This window comes from Sphingomonas sanguinis NBRC 13937, assembly GCF_001591005.1.
GTDB lineage: Bacteria > Pseudomonadota > Alphaproteobacteria > Sphingomonadales > Sphingomonadaceae > Sphingomonas > Sphingomonas sanguinis.
Genome location: NZ_BCTY01000002.1, coordinates 121,644 through 139,188 on the forward strand (window position 1 = coordinate 121,644; position 17,545 = coordinate 139,188).

The 17,545-nt window shown below is 65.9% G+C and carries 10 protein-coding genes and 1 tRNA gene; 4 read left to right on the forward strand and 7 right to left on the reverse strand.

The annotated features are described in order from the left end of the window. Window positions 1-10: 10 nt before the first annotated feature. Together SSA01S_RS02110 and manD are read right to left on the reverse strand one after the other, a co-directional pair. Window positions 11-1,330 (reverse strand): MFS transporter, encoded by a 1,320-nt coding sequence (locus SSA01S_RS02110; RefSeq protein WP_061779001.1) that lies wholly within the window; start codon window positions 1,328-1,330, stop codon window positions 11-13. A gap of 1 nt (window position 1,331) precedes the next feature. Then, complete coding sequence (manD, locus tag SSA01S_RS02115; protein ID WP_061779002.1) at window positions 1,332-2,543, reverse strand: D-mannonate dehydratase ManD; 1,212 nt, start codon at window positions 2,541-2,543, stop codon at window positions 1,332-1,334. A 201-nt stretch (window positions 2,544-2,744) separates the two neighbouring features. Between manD and SSA01S_RS02120 the strand changes: the two genes are divergently transcribed. The 3 genes from SSA01S_RS02120 to SSA01S_RS02130 all read left to right on the forward strand — a co-directional run bounded on the left by SSA01S_RS02120 (window position 2,745) and on the right by SSA01S_RS02130 (window position 10,565). Next, complete coding sequence (locus SSA01S_RS02120; protein ID WP_061779003.1) at window positions 2,745-4,838, forward strand: alpha-glucuronidase family glycosyl hydrolase; 2,094 nt, start codon at window positions 2,745-2,747, stop codon at window positions 4,836-4,838. Window positions 4,839-5,345: 507 nt separating this feature from the next. After that, complete coding sequence (locus tag SSA01S_RS02125; protein ID WP_061779004.1) at window positions 5,346-8,489, forward strand: TonB-dependent receptor; 3,144 nt, start codon at window positions 5,346-5,348, stop codon at window positions 8,487-8,489. Window positions 8,490-8,807: 318 nt separating this feature from the next. Next, window positions 8,808-10,565, forward strand: a complete 1,758-nt coding sequence (locus SSA01S_RS02130) for a M14 family metallopeptidase (RefSeq protein ID WP_061779005.1) — start codon at window positions 8,808-8,810, stop codon at window positions 10,563-10,565. Window positions 10,566-10,807: 242 nt separating this feature from the next. Here the strand turns inward: SSA01S_RS02130 and SSA01S_RS02135 are convergent. From SSA01S_RS02135 to SSA01S_RS02150, 4 genes are all read right to left on the reverse strand, one after another. After that, a tRNA-Pro gene (locus tag SSA01S_RS02135) sits at window positions 10,808-10,884 on the reverse strand. Between the two features lie 117 nt (window positions 10,885-11,001). Next, complete coding sequence (locus tag SSA01S_RS02140) at window positions 11,002-11,820, reverse strand: ATP-binding protein (protein WP_061779006.1); 819 nt, start codon at window positions 11,818-11,820, stop codon at window positions 11,002-11,004. Window positions 11,821-11,867: 47 nt separating this feature from the next. Next, window positions 11,868-13,892, reverse strand: a complete 2,025-nt coding sequence (locus tag SSA01S_RS02145) for a tetratricopeptide repeat protein (protein ID WP_061779098.1) — start codon at window positions 13,890-13,892, stop codon at window positions 11,868-11,870. Window positions 13,893-13,894: 2 nt separating this feature from the next. Further along, complete coding sequence (locus tag SSA01S_RS02150; RefSeq protein WP_061779007.1) at window positions 13,895-15,283, reverse strand: TIGR03013 family XrtA/PEP-CTERM system glycosyltransferase; 1,389 nt, start codon at window positions 15,281-15,283, stop codon at window positions 13,895-13,897. Between the two features lie 169 nt (window positions 15,284-15,452). On the opposite strand from SSA01S_RS02150, the gene SSA01S_RS02155 reads away from it, so the two are divergent. After that, window positions 15,453-16,499: a mannose-1-phosphate guanylyltransferase/mannose-6-phosphate isomerase gene (locus SSA01S_RS02155; RefSeq protein ID WP_082794882.1), complete on the forward strand. Its 1,047-nt coding sequence runs from the start codon at window positions 15,453-15,455 to the stop codon at window positions 16,497-16,499. 35 nt (window positions 16,500-16,534) lie between these two features. Here SSA01S_RS02155 and SSA01S_RS02160 read toward each other — a convergent pair whose 3' ends face one another. After that, window positions 16,535-17,545: a polysaccharide deacetylase family protein gene (locus SSA01S_RS02160; protein ID WP_156477629.1), complete on the reverse strand. Its 1,011-nt coding sequence runs from the start codon at window positions 17,543-17,545 to the stop codon at window positions 16,535-16,537.

Consider the following 17,545-nt stretch of genomic DNA (forward strand, 5'->3'; position numbering starts at 1 on the left):
GTCCACCGCCTCAGTCCCTGCCGATCCGCACGTCGCGATAGCGCGGATTGAGCAGGTGGAAGACGAGAAGCGCAACCAGATACGCCGCGCCACAGGCGATAAAGAAGGGCTGGTAGCTCCCCACCCGGTCGAGCAAAGCGCCCAGCGCCTTGGACGCGATGAAGCCGCCCACCGCACCCGAGAAGCCGCCCAGCCCGATCAGCGTACCCTGGGCATAACGCGGAAACTGGTCGCCCGGCAGCGCGAAGAGATTGGTCGAAAAGCCCTGATGCGCGGCACAGGCCAGGCCGATCATCGCCACCGCGATCCAGATGCTGCTCGCTTGCACTGCAAACATCACCGGCAGCGCGAACAGCGCACAGACGAACATCGCCCGCTTGCGCGCACGCCCGGTTTCGACGCCGTGCTTGAGCAGTCGCGAGCTGTACCAGCCGCCGACGATCGCCCCGACATCGGCCATGATGTAAATGGCAACCAGTGGCGGGCCGAAACTCTTCAGGTCATAGCCATAGCGACTGTGAAAAAAGTCGGGCAGCCAGAACAGGAAGGTCCACCACACCGGATCGATCAGGAACCGCCCGGTCATATAGGACCAAGCCTCGCGGTGACGCATCACCGTCAGGAAACCGGCGCGGCCCGCCGTCTCCACGGGTTCCGCCTCGATCCAGGCGCGTTCCTCGGGCGTGATACGCGGATGGGCGTGCGGCGGGTGATAAAGCCGCCACCAGGCGGTCAGCCAGACGAGGTTGAACAACCCGGTAATAATGAACGCCCAGCGCCAGTCGAGCACCAAGTCGGCGATCAGGAAGCCGATGAGCAGCGGCGTGACGACCGCGCCGACATTGGCCCCGGCATTGAAGATGCCGATCGCCAGCGCGCGTTCCTTCTTGGGAAACCATTGCGACGCGGCGGCCAGTGCGGAGGGAAAGGTCCCCGCCTCACCAAAGGCCAGCGGAATGCGGGCCAGCGCGAAGCCGGTGGTCGACGTCACCAGCGTCTGCGCGAAATGCCCGACCGTCCACGCCCCCATCGCCAGCAGATAGCCCGCGCGCGGCCCGATCCGGTCGATCAGCCAGCCAAAGAGCAGGAAACCCAGGCCGTAGGCGACCTGGAAATACCCGGTGATGTCGCCGTAACCGCTATTGGTCCAGCCATAGAGCGCCGACAGCTGGGGCTTCAACACGCCCAGCACCAGCCGGTCGATATAACTCAGGACGACGGCGGCAAAGAGCAGACCGCAAATGACCCAGCGCACCCGGCCACGCGGCGGCGGGACGGCCTGGGCGGCGGTGTCGGGCGCGGTGGCGGCGGCCTGGGTCAGGTCGCTCATCTCACCAGCTCCACAGCGTGCCGTCCTCCAGCCGGTTCACGGGCAGATAGGCGCGCTTATAGGGATGGGTCGCGGCCCGTTCCTCGTCCAGTTCGACACCTAGGCCGGGCGCGTCGCCGGGGTGCATCATGCCGTCCTCGAAGCGGTAATGATGGGGGAAAACCGCGTCGGTCTCCTCGGTGTGCGGCATATGCTCCTGGATGCCGAAATTCGGCACCGACAGGCCGAAATGCAGCGCCGCCGCCATGGTGACGGGCGACAGGTCGGTCGCGCCGTGACAGCCGGTGCGCACCTGATACAGGTCCGCCAGCCCCGCAATCCGGCGCAGATGGGTGATGCCACCCGCATGGACGACGGTCGCGCGGATATAGTCGATCAGCTGGTTCTCGATCAGGTGCTTGGTGTCCCAGATCGAGTTGAACACCTCGCCCACCGCCAGCGGCGTCGTCGTATGCTCGCGGATCAGGCGGAAGGCGTCCTGGTTTTCCGCCGGGGTCGCATCCTCGATCCAGAAGGGGCGATAGGGCTCCAGATCCTTACCGAGCCGCGCCGCCTCGATCGGGGTCAGGCGGTGGTGCACGTCATGGAGCAGATGCACGTCCCAGCCCAACGCCTCGCGTGCCGCCGCGAACAGCTCCGGCACGACGCGCAGATACTTCTCGGTCGACCAGACGCTTTCGCTGGGCAGGTCGGCATCGGCGGGTTCGTAACGCTGCCCCGCCTTGGCAACGCCATAGGTGGAGGCAAGGCCCGGCACGCCGCATTGCAGGCGGATCGCACGATAGCCTTCGTCGCGGTGGGCGATGGCCGTGGCGATCGTATCTTCGATCGTCGTGCCGTTGGCGTGGCAATAGACCAGACATGCCTCACGCGAGGCCCCGCCGAGCAGTTGGTAGACCGGCAGCCCGGCGATCTTGCCCTTGATATCCCATAGCGCCATGTCGACCGCCGCGATCGCGGTCATCGTCACCGGCCCGCGGCGCCAATAGGCGCCCTTGTACAGGAACTGCCAGATATCCTCGATCCGGTGCGCGTCGCGGCCGATCAGGCAGGGAATGACATGATCCTGCAGATAGCTCGCCACCGCCAGTTCACGGCCGTTGAGCGTCGCGTCGCCCAGACCGGTGGTGCCATCATCGCATTTGATCTTCAGCGTGACGAAATTGCGCCCCGGCGACGTGACGATCAGGCGGGCGGCAACGATCTTGGGCATGGGCGTGTCCTTCAGGCGGCGGCGGGCATGACGGCGGACAGGGCGCGGGGTCCGATGCGGCGCGAGTAGTGCGGCCTGTGGGTCATGACGGCCCCTCCTGTCAGGCAGCCGTTTCAACCCGACTTGCCAATTGGTCTGATAGCGGTAACGTGAGGCCCAAGCACCGGCTTGTCAATCGGCGGTGCAACAGGAGAGAATGGCATGACCAGGTTCCGCACGCTGATCGGAGCGCTGTCTGTCTCATTGGTCATAGCAGTGAGCCCGGCAGCAGCCGAGGACGGCTATGCCCTGTGGTTGAGGGCGCAGGGACCGGCAATCACCCAGGCGACCGTGACGCGGCTGGGCGACTCGGCGACATTGAACCTGGCCGAGGCCGAACTGCGCCGCGCGGTGCCGGGCGGTACGCTGCCGATCCTGCTGACGACCGCCGCCGCCCCTGCCCTGCGCCCGCTGAAGCTGCCGTTCGAGGGGTTGGGCGATGAGGGCTATCTGGTCCGCAACGCGACGCTCAACGGTCAGCGCATGATATTGGTGGCGGGCAATAGCGATCGGGGCGCGCTCTACGGGGCCTTCGCGCTGATCCGTCACCTCGCCACGGGCGGCAAGGACGATGCGTTGAACCTGCGATCCGCGCCCAAGGTGAAGCTGCGTGTCCTGAACCACTGGGACAATCTCGATGGTTCGATCGAGCGCGGCTATGCGGGCCAGTCGCTCTGGGACTGGTGGACGCTCCCCGACTTCAAGGACCCGCGCTACACCGATTATGCCCGTGCCAATGCCTCGATCGGGATCAACGGCACCGTCCTCAACAACGTCAATGCCAAGGCCGACAGCCTGACCGCGCCCTATATCGCCAAGGCGGCGGCGCTGGCGGACGTCTTCCGGCCGTGGGGCATCAAGGTCTATCTCTCGGTCAAATTCTCCGCCCCGATCGAGCTGGGCGGCCTGAAGACCGCCGACCCGCGCGATCCGGCGGTGGCGGCATGGTGGAAAGCCAAGGCGGACGAAATCTATCGCAGCATCCCCAATTTCGGCGGCTTCCTGGTCAAGGCGAACAGCGAGGGACAGCCGGGCCCGCGCGACTATGGTGCCAGCCATGCCGACGGCGCGAACATGCTCGCCGCCGCAGTAAAGCCCCATGGCGGCATCGTGATGTGGCGCGCCTTCGTATATGCCGAAACCGACCCTGAGGACCGCGCCAAACAGGCCTATACCGAGTTCAAGCCGCTCGACGGCCAGTTCGCCGACAATGTGCTGGTGCAGGTGAAAAACGGCGCGATCGACTTCCAGCCGCGCGAGCCGTTCCATCCGCTCTTCGGTGCCATGCCGCGCACGCCGTTGATGATCGAGTTCCAGATTACCAAGGAATATCTGGGCTTTGCGACCCATCTCGCCTATCTGGGCCCGCTCTTTGCCGAGACGCTGGACGCGAAGACCGGGTGGAAGCCGGGCGAAACCGTCGCCGATGTGGTGGATGGCACGGCCGAACACCATGCGCTCACTGGCATGGCGGGCGTCGCCAATATCGGGCGCGACCGCGACTGGAGCGGATCGACCTTCAACCAGGCCAACTGGTACGCCTTCGGCCGCCTGGCCTGGGACCCCGATCTGTCGGCGCAGAGCATCGCGCGTGACTGGACCGAGCAGACGTTCGGCACCGACCGCCAGGTCGTCGATACCGTCACCGCGATGATGATGGGCTCGCGCGAGGCGGTGGTGGACTACACGGGCGCGCTGGGCCTGGCGCACCTGATGGCGACGGGCCATCATTATGGGCCCGGGCCCTGGGTGTCGGAGCTGGCGCGGCCGGAATGGAACCCGGTCTATTATCACCGCGCGGATGCGAAGGGCATCGGCTTCGACCGGACGGCGACGGGCAGCGACGCGGTCGGCCAATATGCCGGTCCGGTCGCCAAGGCCTTTGCCAAGCCGGGAACGACGCCCGAGTCGATGCTGCTCTGGTTCCACCATCTGCCCTGGGACTATCGCATGAAGGACGGCCGCACCCTGTGGGAGGATCTGGTCGCTCATTATGATCGCGGGGTCGCCTATGTCGCCGGAATGCAGCGGCAATGGGATGGCTTGCGGGACAAGATCGACGCGGAACGCTGGCAGAAGACGGCCACCTATCTCGCCATTCAGGAGCGCGAGGCGCGCTGGTGGCGCGATGCCAGCCTGGCCTATTGGATGTCGGTCAACCACCGCCCCCTGCCCGATGGCGTGCGACCGCCGGAGCATGATCTCGCCTGGTACAAGGCCCGGCAATTTCCCTTCGCGCCGGGGCAGGCCCATTGATCGCCCTGCCCCAGGCCTGAACTGGCGATAGCGTTCAAGAACGCTGCCTGCCCCCTGCGTCACCACGCGATGGGATGCGCGAAGCAACCGTCTTTGGTCGGGCCAACGCCAATACGACCCCGCACCCGGAATATTCGTATAAAATACCGTTGGATCAGTGAATTATGACGGAATTTTGGACGCCGGTACGCCATACCAGCATGAATAACGGTTCATCGGTTCCGGCCTGACCAGTTTGTATTTGACTCACTAACCAATAAGCGTATCGATAGCGCTATCAAAGATAACCGCAGAAGACGGTTGGGAGGGGAAGCAGAATGGTTTCCACGATAGCTTGGCCGGACCTGTCCGGTGTCCAGTGTCCCATGATCCGGGTGCTCCGCACACACCGGCATGGCAGACCGTGCGTGGTCGTGTGTCGGCCCGAAATCCCCGCCTGACCCCATAATCAAACGAATTTCCCGCATGTCGCAACGAACGACAGCGGACCCATGGAGAGGATCTGAGATGAAGTCCGTGCCCCCAATCCGCCTGCGCCGTATCGCCCTGCTCTGCGCGACAGCGGTCGGCGCGATGAGCGCCTCCACCGCCATGGCGCAAGCGGTCGCCCCACCGCAGGAACAGGCGCCCGCGGATGGCCAGGACAATGGCCCCGCTGCCCAGCCCGCACCCCAGATCGACAGCCAGGGCACGTCGAGCGCGGATATCGTCGTCACCGGCTATCGCTCGAGCCTGGCCAAGTCGACCAACGCCAAGCGCGCGTCGACCGGCTTCACCGACTCGATCTTCGCCGAGGACATCGGCAAGTTTCCCGACACCAATATCGCGGAATCCTTCAACCGCATTCCGGGCGTCACCATCACCCGCGACGTCACCGGCGAAGGCACCAACGTCGCCATTCGCGGCTTGGGCTCGAACTTCACCAACGTCACGCTGAACGGCGCGCCGATCGCGGTTGCTTCGTCAGGCGCCACCGACGCGCAAGGGACCGACCGCTCAGTCGACCTCAGCTTCTTTCCGACCGACCTCTTCACCAAGCTGACCGTCAACAAGAGCTATACCGCCGACCTGCTGGAAGGCGGTGCGGCGGGCAATATCGACCTGCGCTCGGCCCGTCCGTTCGACCGCAGCGGGCCGTTCCTGGCCTATAACGTCCAGGGCACCAAGCAGACGCCTGAGGACCGGATCGGCGCGCGCGGATCGCTGATCGGCAGCTGGCGCAACGACACCTTCGGTATCCTCGCCGGTGTCTCGGCGCAGCGCATCTTCACCGATACGCGCGGGTTCGAGACGATCGGCTACACCAACCCCGCGCTGACCGCCGCGCAGTGCGGCGCGAACAACGTCTGCAACAGCATCGGCGGCGGCAACTGGACCATCCCCTCGACCGTGCCGACCGGCGCGGGCGCGGGCCTGGTTCCGGGCACCACGATCGACAGCGCGTTCCTGCTCGCCAACAATCCCGGCGCGACCATCCAGCAGATTGACAACGGCCTACTCCCGCGCCTGGGCCGCCAAGCCAGCATTCGCGGGCCGCGCGACCGCATCAACGCGATCGTCAGCGCCGAATATCGCCCGACCGACACGCTGCATTTCTATGTCGACGGCCTCTACGGCTTCAAGAAGAACGAGTTGATCCGCGAGGACATGGCCTGGATCGTCCGCAACGGCGCGATCATCCCGACCAACCTGACCTTCGACAAGTCCGATTGCAGCGCGGGCTGCACCGTGACCGGCGGCACCTTCGCCAATGTCCAGTTCTTCGACGAATTCCGCCCCTATACCGAGACGACGCACCTCTGGAGCGTCAATCCGGGCGGTGAGTGGGAGATCAACGATAAGCTGAAGCTGAACTTCCAGGGCAATTACGCGCGCTCGACCTTCCACCGTGAAAGCCCGACCGTCGGCATGACCACGCCGCTGGGCGTCGGCAACACCGTGACCTATTCCAACACGGGCGGCATCCCGACGATCACCAGCGCGCTGGACCTGAACGATCCGAAGAATTTCGGCTGGTATGCGGGCAGCCGCGTGAACCTGCAGGACGAACGCCGCCTCAACATTAACAAGGGGCTGCGCGGCGACCTGACCTGGGGCGATACCGCGCTCAACCTGAAGGTCGGCGGCGCCTATGACGATACGTCGCGTCAGATCCGAGGCTTCGACAACAGCCAATATTGGCAGAACGCGGTCTGCGGCAACAATCCCAACGTTTCGGTCCCCTCGCCCAACTCGCAGCCGCCCTGTGCCGGGCTGAACGCGCCGGGTGCCGCACCGGCGGGCTATCCGACCTATCCGGGTTACGGCACCGGCTTCACCTCCGGGCTGAGCGGCCCGGTCAGCTATGGCGGCTCGCTGGTGCCCAACAGCGCCGCGCCCAGCTATCTGATGCCAGGCCCGGCGGGTTTCGTGACGGTGAACTGGCCTGCCTTCCAGAAGGCGACCAACTATCAATTCTATCACGACAATGCGCCCGAGAATGGCGGCGCGAACACTGGCGCGAGCGCGGGCTTCATCCGCGAGGTCGTGAAATCGGCCTTCGCGACCGTCAACGGATCGCAGGAACTGGGCGGCAACACGCTGCGCTTCAATGTCGGCCTGCGCTACGTCAACACGATCCAGACGATTTCGGGCCGCGTCTCGCTGCCCGATCCGCGCAACACGACGGCCAGCGGCGGGACCCTGCCGGACGGCAGCCGCTATCCCAGCCTGATCAACATCGCGACCACGCGCAACGTCTATTCGGAATGGCTGCCCGCCGCGACCTTCGCCTATGACATCGGCGAACATGCGGTGGTGCGTGTCGCGGGTTCGCGGACCATGACCCGGCCCGATCCGTCGGCGCAGCTGCCGGGCATCAACTTCGGCGCGCCCTCGGCCGACCAGGCCTCGATCGGCAATCCGGCGCTGGCGCCTTACCTGTCGACCAATCTCGACCTGGGCTTTGAATATTACACCGGCCGCGAGGGCGTGGTGAGCTTCAACGCGTTCCGCAAGTCGATAGAGGGCTTCACCACCACCGCGATCAGCACGGTGCCCTTCTCCAATCTGGCGCAATATGGCATCACCTATGACACGCTGAACCCGACGCAGCAGATCGCGATCAACGCGCGCGGCGGACCCAGCCAGGCGCAGGTGCAGGTCACCTCGCAGGTCAACGTGCCCAACAAGCTGACCATCAACGGCCTGGAATTCCAGTGGGTGCAGCCGCTCGACTTCCTGACCCGTCCACTCGGCATCACCGGCTTCGGCTTCAATGCCAATGCCACCATCGTCGATCAGACCAGCAACGGTCCGGCCGTGGCGTTCGGCGTCGCGCCCTTCACCTACAACATCACCGCCTATTACGAAAAGAATGGCGTGATGCTGCGTCTGGCCACGACTTCGCGCCAGGGTTCGCAGAACAGCGGCGCGGCGCAGAACGGCATTCCGGCCGCCGCCCTGTTCGGCACCGACTATACCACCTACGACTTCTCGTCGGCGTTCGACCTCGACAAGATTTTCGGGATGAAGGGCGCGCCGCAGCTGACCATCAACGTCGCCAACCTGACCAACGCGACGCTGCGGTCCTACTTCCAGTTCGAGAACGCGACCTTCACCCAGTACAAGCCGGGCCGCCAGTTCCTGATCGGTCTGCGCGGGACCTTCTAAGCCTCTTTTCTCTTCCCTCCCCCCTACGGGCTCCGACGCACAGTCGGGGCCCATTTTTTTATCGCGGGGTGACATTCCAGGTCTCGCCGCCGATCAGCCGTCGCTCTTGTCTCGACATCGCCCGCCGCCCCGACGAAACCGGTCGCACCCGCCAGCGGCAAATAACGCCAATGATAAAGAAATGTTATATTGTCTCTGCTTCGGGGTTATAGCAGCGGCATTTGCGCATCTTCTTCATGGTGGACATCGATCTTGCATCACGCCGAATTTCCCGTTTCCCGATCCCTCGTCCGGGCCATCATCGTGTTGACGGCTGTGATGGCACCCCCGGCCCTTGCCGCCGACGTCGCGCCGCGCTCTCTCGCCAGCGAAATCCTTCCCCCTGCCATGCCGTGGAAGGGGGCAAGCGAGCGGCTGATCGTCGCGGCGAGCGATCCCTGGATCACGCCGGCAGAGGCAGCAGGTTTTCGCACGACGCCCAACTATGCCGAGGTCCGCGCCTGGCTGGAGCGCCTTGCCGCCGCCTCGCCGCTCATCACCGTGAAGAGCTTCGGCCGCACGACCGAAGGGCGCGAGATGATCTATGTCCGCGCTAGCAAGGGGGGCGCGACCAAACCCGTCGTACTGATCCAGGGCGGCATCCATTCGGGCGAGATCGACGGTAAGGATGCCGGGCTGATGCTGCTGCGTGACATCGCGCTGCGCGGCAAGGACAATTTGCTCGACAAGGTCGATCTGGTCTTCGTGCCGGTCTACAATATCGACGGCCACGAACAGCGTAGCGCCTATAATTATCTGCATATCCGTGGCCCGGCCGAAAAGGGCCGCGACGCGAACGCCCGCGATATCGACCTCAACCGCGACTATGCCAAGCTCGATGCGCCGGAATCGCGGGCGATGATCGGGCTGATCCGGTCGCTTGACCCGATCCTCTATGTCGACTGCCATGTCAGCGAAGGCTTCGACATGCAGTATGACGTGACCTTCACCTATGCCGGTTGGGGCAAGTACGCCCGGCATCGTGCGACCGCCGGTTGGCTGGAAAGCCGCTTCGGCCCGGCGGTGTCACAGGCGCTGACCAAGGCCGGGCATGTCCCGACCATCTATCCCAGCCCGATCGACACGCGCCAGCCGGACAAAGGCATCCGCTACAGCCCGGAAGGACCGCGCTACTCGACCGGTTATGGCGATTTCATCGGGATGCCGACCGTGCTGGTCGAGAACCATATGCTGAAGCCTTATCGGCGGCGCGTGCTCGGCACCTATGTCCTGATGGAGGCGGCGCTGACGATCGCGGGCACCGACGCCGCCCGCATCGCCGCCGCCAAGGCCGAGGATCGCGCCAGCCGTCCGGCCGAACTGCTGACCCGCTGGAAGCCCGCGCCCACGCCCATCGGCTGGATCGAAGACTTCAAGGGAGTGGCGTTCGACACCTATATGTCGCCAGCCTCGGGTCGTCGGGAACAGCGCTGGCTGGCCAAGCCGATCACCTTCCGCATGCCGATCATCGGCCAAATCCCGACCGAGACGGTTCGCCTGCCCAAGGCGTGGTGGGTCCCGCGCGAACAGACCGAAGTCATCGAGCGGCTGCGTCTGCACGGCATTGCGTTCGAGACGATCGCCGCCCCCAAAACGCTGACCGTCGATCAGGTCCGGTTGATCGATCCTAAGGTGACGCAGCCCAAGGAGGGCCGCTATCCGATCAGCGCAGGCTTCGCGCATGACCGCGCTGAGCAGGTGATGCCGGTCGGCAGCGTGCGCGTGCCCGCCGATCAGCCGCTAGGGCTGCTGGCCGCAGCGCTGCTCGAGCCGGAAAGCCAGGACTCTTTCCTGGCCTGGGGCTTCTTCCCCGAGATGCTTGCCCCCGTCCCCGATACGGATGCCTTCGTCATTGCCAAGCTGGGGGAATATGTGCTGGCGACCCAGCCTGAGGTAAAGGTCGCGTTCGAGGCGAAACTGCATGACGATCCCGCCTTCGCGGCCGATCCCGACGCACGGCTCACCTGGCTCTACGCGCAAGCCGGACCGGGACATCCCTTTGTGCTCCATTATCCGATCACACGGGAAGTGGACTGACACACAGCCTCCGGCGCGCCCGCCAAAGCGTGGCGCGCCAAGGCGGGCGTGGCTGGAAGGCTGCGCGTAGACGACATGGCCACATGGCATGCCAGTCGAGGGGCGGGCCGTCGGCCGATGCCGAGCAGATCAGGGCTAAAGGGGGGAAGCCCGGCCAAGCTCATCGGACTGACACCGGAATGGGCCAATGACCCATGGCGGTCCTGGACCTCCTTTCGGAGGTGTTTGCGACGGCATGAAAATGGTCGGGGAGAGAGGATTCGAACCTCCGGCCCCTGCCTCCCGAAGGCAGTGCTCTACCAGGCTGAGCTACTCCCCGACTAGGAGTATGGATCGTTTTCTAAGGCCGTTCGGGAAGGCCGATCCATGCTGGAGGCGCGCCAATAGCCAGCGGTTCAGAAGCGTGCAAGCGGTTTTTTAACTGTCGCCAAAATTATTACAGAGCGCGCCCCGTCCGCCCGGCGAGATCGACGACATATTGCCAGGCCACCCGGCCCGATCGGCTGCCCCGCCGTGTGGCCCAATTGACCGCTTCGTCCCCATCGAACGGCAGGTCGTAGCGATCGGCATAGCCGCGCACGATCGCCAGATAACCATCCTGGTCCAGCGTGTGGAACCCCAGGCTCAGCCCGAAGCGGTCCGCCAGCGCCAGCTGGTCGTCGACCACGTCGCGCGGGTTGATGGCGCTATCCTGCTCGCTCAGGTCGCGGGGCAGAAGATGACGGCGATTGGCGGTGACGAGGAGCCGGACATGCGCGGGCCGCGCCTCTGCTCCGCCGTCGAGCAGCGACCGCAGCTTGCGCGCCTCGCCCGCCCCCTCGAACCCTAGGTCGTCGATGAACACCGCAAAGGCGCGGTCGACGGGTTCCAGCATCGCGAAGAGATCGGGCAGACTATCGAGGCTGTCGACCGAGACCAGCGCCAGGCGACCGGGCCGCTCGGCCTGCACGGCGGCAACGCCCGCCTTGACCAGCGCCGACTTGCCCGTACCCCGCGCGCCCCAGAGCAGCACGTCCTGCGCCGCGTGACCATCGGCCAGCCGGACCAGATTGGTCAGCAACGCCTCCCGCTGCCGCTCCAGCCCCTGGAGCAGCGTCAGGGGGACGGGCGCGAAGCTGCGCGCCGCGTGCAGCGCTCCGCCCCGCCACAGATAGGCCGGATGCGCCAGCGGATCGGCCGAGGGCAATGGCGGCGGCGCGATCCGCTCCAAGGCGGCGGCGATACGTTCGAGCAGCGGTGTGGCGAGATCGGTCATGATGCCGCTGGTAGGGCACGCTTATGACCCTGCCAAGCGAGCAGCGATCAGAGCCGGGCGCGGTGGGCGAGGATCACTGGGTCGCCCGGGGCAAGTGCCAGCGCCTTGTCGAACAGCTGCCGCGCGCCGTCTTCATCTCCAGCCGCCGCGAGCGCCAAGCCATAGGCGTCCGCCACGCCCGCATTCATCGGTGCCAGCCGATACGCCGCCGCGCCGTAGCGCCGCGCCACCACGCCATCGCCCGACTGGGCATAGGCGACCGCCAGGTGCTGAAGCAGCGCCACGTCGCGCAGGCCGATCTGCGTGCGAAGCCCCTCCAGCGTCTCGATCGCCTCGTCCCAGCGCCCGGCCACCATCTGCCACTGCGCCAGCAGGCGGCGGGCCGCCACGCTCTGCGGATTCTGCGACAGATACAGGCCCAGGCTGACAGCGGCATCCTGCGACCGTCCGGTCCGCTGATAGGCGTCGATCAGGCGCAGCATCGTGGGCTCGTCGAAGGTCAGATCGGCGGCACGGGCATAGGGGCCGACCGCCTCGGCCATGCGCCCGGCGGTGGCGAGCGTATCGCCATAGGCCGTCTGTGCCGCCGGAGCACCGGGGCTAGCCCGGACCAGCGCCAGCGCCTTATGGATCGCGCCCGCCCGATCGCCGCGACTGGCGAGCCCACGGATCAGGCCCAGCGCATAGGTCGGGTCGGTCGGCGCGTTTCCGGCCGCGATGGCAAGCTCGGCCGCGGGGCGGTCCGCCAGGAAGATCGCAGCATCGCCCCGCCGCCCGTGCGCCGCCCGGTCGAGCAGCGCGGCGTATCGGTCGGGCATGGCCAGAGCCGCCAAACGCAGGGCATAGCCATCGGCATCCGCCCGCGACAGGATCGGACGCAGCGTCGCCAGCGCGGCGGGACGGTCCCCCGCCGCAATCTGCGCCGCCGCCAGCAACTCGCGGGCGGCAACGTTCATCGGCTGCATCGTTACCAGCCGGGTCCAGACCCGCACCGCGTGCTGCGGCCGTCCCTGCGCATAAGCGAGCGCACCGTCGAGCAATGCGACCGAAGGCCGTGCCCGCAACGCCCCGCCGGTCAACTCCAGGGCCTGCTGCGCCAGCGCGAAGCGCCCTGCCCGCGCCGCGATCACCGCTTGCAGGTATAATGCCTCCGGACTGCCCGGCTCGGACACGAGCGCGGTCCGCGTCGTCGCCAGAGCATCCGTCGCACGCCCCAGATCGCCGAGCGTAGCGGCATATTGGATCAGCGCTGGATGGTCATAGGGATCGCGCTTCAACGCTGCCTGAAACCAGGGCAGTCCCGCTGCCAGGCCGTAGCGGGCACGCACCACCTCTCCCTGCAGGGTCAGCGCATCGGGATCGGCCGGCGCGAGTGCCGCCGCCCGGGCCGCTGCGTGAGAGGCACCGTCCATGTCCCCTGCCCCGAACCGGCTGCGACCCAGCTCGGTCCAGCTGCGGGCGTCGTCGGGGTAACGGGCGACCAGTTGTTCGAGGGTCCGGCGCAAGGCTGCTCCGCCGCCGCCCTGCGCCGCCTTTAGTCGGGCCGCCGCACGGATCATCGCGGCATCGCGCTCGGCGGGCATTCGGTCGACCGCGTCCTGCGCCCCCGCGAGATTGCCGAGCAGCAGCCGGGCCTCCACCCGCTCCGCCAGTGTCGCCGCCAGCGGAACACCATCAGCCAGCGCCCGATCGAGCGCCGCCTCTGCCGCGACGCCCTGGCGCAGCAACAGGCTGGTGCGGGCCAGCATCATCTGCGCCGCCGCCGAACGCGGCGCGGCGGTCGCCGCCTGTCGCGCTTGGTCATGCGCGGCGTGGTAGTTCCCCGCCTCCAGCGCGGTCGTCGCGCGGCGCAGCGCGAGCGCCGGATCGACCGGCGCCTTTTGGCCGTGCAAAAGGGCCAGCAGCCCGGCCACGGCCAGACCGATCGCCAGCAGCACCGCGATGATCCTGATCCGCCGCCGGATCGACCGCCGCCGCCAGATACGCCGTTTGCGCCGCATCATCGGATAAGGATGCGACTTGCGCCGATCCCGCCCCTGATAGGACGAAGCCTTCTCCGACACCTCCGCCATCGTCACCGCGCGCCCGATGGCCACAGGATGACACGCAGCGTCTGCAACAGGATCAGGGCGTCCAGAAAGGGCGAATAGTTCTTGGCGTAATAGAGGTCATATTCCAGCTTCTCCCGCGCATCGTCGATCGACGCGCCATAGGGATAGTTAAGCTGGGCCCAGCCGGTGATGCCGGGTTTGACCATATGCCGCTCGGCATAAAAGGGAATTTGCCGTTCGAGCTGCTCGACAAATTGCGGCCGCTCGGGGCGCGGCCCGACAAAGCTCATCTCCCCCGCCAGGACCGACCAGATTTGCGGAAGTTCGTCGATGCGGACCTTGCGGATGAAGCGGCCGATGCGGGTGATGCGGGGATCGTCCTTTTCCGCCCAGACCGCCTGGCCTGCCACCTCGGCGTCCTGGCGCATCGACCGCAGTTTCAATATCTCGAACGGCTCGTTGAACAGGCCGACGCGGCGTTGCCGGTAGAAGGCGGGACCGCGCGATTCCAGCCGGATCGCGATCGCGGTCAACAGAATGATCGGAAGCGCGACGACCAGCAGGATCACGCTGACCGCGACGTCGAAGGCACGCTTGTACATGGCCGACCACATTCGCCCCGAAGAAAAACCCTCGGAAAAGATCAGCCAGCTATGGCTGACAGAGGCGAGATCGATACGTCCCGTCTCCCGCTCCAGAAAGCTCGATAGCTCGGACACTTGCACGCCGGTCGTGCGAACCCGCAACAGGTCCTGATAAGGCAAGGCGTTACGGCGTTCCTGGATGGCCAGCACGACCTCGCTGGCTTCGCGGTCAATCACAAAGCCGCGCAGGCTGGCGATGTCGGCGCGCTGGACCGCCTCCGGCACGGCCGTCTCGTCGGCATTCATCGCGATCGCGCCAGCGACCAGGAAGTTGGAGCCGGGCCGCGATGCCAGCTTGACGATCTGCGCCGCCCGCTCGCCCGCCCCCATCAGGATGACCCGCCGCTTGAATCGGTCGCCACCCAGCAACCCGCCCAGCAACCCTCGCACCACGACCAGCAGCACGACCGCCAGGATCATCGAGAAAAACAGGCTCGACCGCCAGTAGGACAGGTTCGGCAGGAAAAAGTAGATGAGCGACAGGAAGATGACGCCAAGCGAGATCGCCACCATCAACCGCGCCGCCGCGAAGCGCAGTGACAGGAACGAAGCCGCCGAATAGGCGCCGACCGCCAGCAACGCGATCTGAAGCGGGATGGCGAAGCTCAGCACCTGGGGCAGTCGTTCCAGGAACGTTCCCGCCGGAAAGCCGATCTGCCGGGCCCGCAATAGCCAGCCCAGCTCCGCCGCCAGCATCAGAAGCAGGAAATCGACCAGCCCGAGCAACAACGCCGCATGGGGGACATAATGTTTGAACAGGCGGATCATCTACTCAACGCATAACCCCCAAACGGCCTTCGCCACGACCTTTTCCGTAATCCCTCCTAATTTTTGCAAACAATGACAAACGAAGCGTGAAGAAATTCGTTTTTGCGCGTTATAGGCACCGCGCCAGCTGGGTCGGACCGGCATGGTGCGGGATAACGAAGGGGCATTCATGCATAATCAAATCGTGCCAGTCATCCTGTCCGGTGGCTCCGGCACGCGTCTCTGGCCGATGTCGAAGCCGGAGATGCCGAAGCAGTTGTTGGCGCTCACCGCCGATGAGACCATGTTGCAGCTGACGGCGCAGCGGACCAATTCCAACGATTTCGCCGCCCCGATCGTGGTGGCCGGACAGCGCCATGCCGATCTGGTCGAGGATCAGTTGGTCGATGCGGGTACGCCGCCCCAGGCCCTGATCCTGGAGCCGGTGGCGCGCAACACCGCTCCCGCCATCGCGCTCGCCGCGCTGGTCGCCAAGCCGGAGGACGTGCTGCTGGTCATGCCGTCCGACCATGTGATCGCCGATCTCGACGCGTTTCACGCCGCCATTCGCGCCGCGCTGCCGATGGTGTCACAGGGCTGGCTCGCGACCTTCGGCATTGCGCCCGACAAGCCCGAAACGGGCTATGGCTGGATTCAGGTCGGTCGTGAGATCGCATCGGGTGTCCATCAGGTCGCCCGCTTCGTCGAAAAGCCCCGGCTTGAGCGCGCAGAGGCCATGCTGGCGCGGGGTGACTATGCATGGAACGGCGGCATATTTCTGTTCCGCGCCGACCGCTATCTGGAAGAGCTGGGCCAGCATGCGCCGGAGATGCTGGTCGCCGCCGAAAAGGCGGTGCGCGCCGCCAAGCATGACGGCAAGCGTATCCTGCCGGACGAAACCGAATTCTCCGCCTGCCCCTCCGATTCGATCGACTATGCGGTGATGGAGCGCGCCGACCGCGTGGCGGTGGTGCCGGTCGCCATGGGTTGGAACGATGTCGGCAGCTGGGACGCGCTGCACGCGATCAGCGATCTCGATGGTCTGGGCAATGCCCATCGCGGCGAAGTGCTGGCGATCGATACCAAGAACTGCCTGATTCGCACCGACCGGGTGCGCATCGCGGCCGTCGATGTCGAAGACCTGATCGTGGTGGCGAGCGGCGACGATATCCTGATTCTGCCGCGCGGCCGGAGCCAGGACGTGAAGAAGCTGATCGAGGCGATGAAGCGTCAATGAGCCGATAATGCCGGACCGCGTCCGTCGTGGTCCGGCTACCCGGCGGCGCGATCCGCCGCGTCGAGCACCTCCGCCATCGTCGTGGCGGTCACGCCGTGCCGGGCCAGCCGATCGAACACGCGGTCCCACCAACGGTCGAACATCTCGCGATCGCGCGCGGTGCGCACATAGGGCGTATGTCCTGGCTCCAGCGTCGGCGAGTGGAAGGAAAAGGTCAGCAGGCGAACGCCGTCCGCCACCGCCCGGTCGATCCCGGCCAACGCATCGCCGATACCTACGCCCTCGGGCGTCAGCGGAATGCGGTTGAGCAAGCCCAATCGCGCCATCGCACCACGCCCATGCGGCCAGCGCCCGGCCTTGGGATAGAAGCTCTCACCCCGTCCTCGAAGGAGACCGGCATAGACACTGGTCAGCGGCAGTTCGATCATGCCGTCGCGACGAAAGCCATGCGAGTCGATCCCGCTGAAATCCATGCCGCCGGTATCACCATAGTCGTGGAGCGCCCGCATCGAACTGTCGAGCCGATATCCCCGCTCGGCGAGCAGTGCAAGCGATGAGGGACCAAGCCCGTAACGCCCCGAGCGGAAGATGCGCGGCCTCGTTCCAAAGGACGTAGCGATGGCCTCGGTCAGCGTATCGAGCTTGGCGGCTTCCAAGGCCAAAGGCAGATTGCCCGCATGGCTGGTAAAGGGATCGACGACCTCGTGATGCGGTGGCGTGACCCAAGCATGAAGCTGTGCACCGATTTCCGAGCGCCCGTCCGCGACGCATTCCGCCAGGATCGCCACCGAGGCGGGATCGACCGCCACCGGATAATCGACCATGCAATTCAGGCCGACCCCGGCCGCCGCGAACCGGCGATGGGCCGGAGCGAAGGCCCGCATCGCGCTGGTCGAACGGTGCCGCCGGTCGAGCGGTGCCGACCAGTCGAACTCCTCCTCGACATCCACGAACACCAGAAAGTGAGGGCCGAAGTCGTCCGGCCATGCGATCCGCTCGGCCGGAGTGGTGGCGTCGGGACGCCATGGGCGGACCGGCTTCAGCAC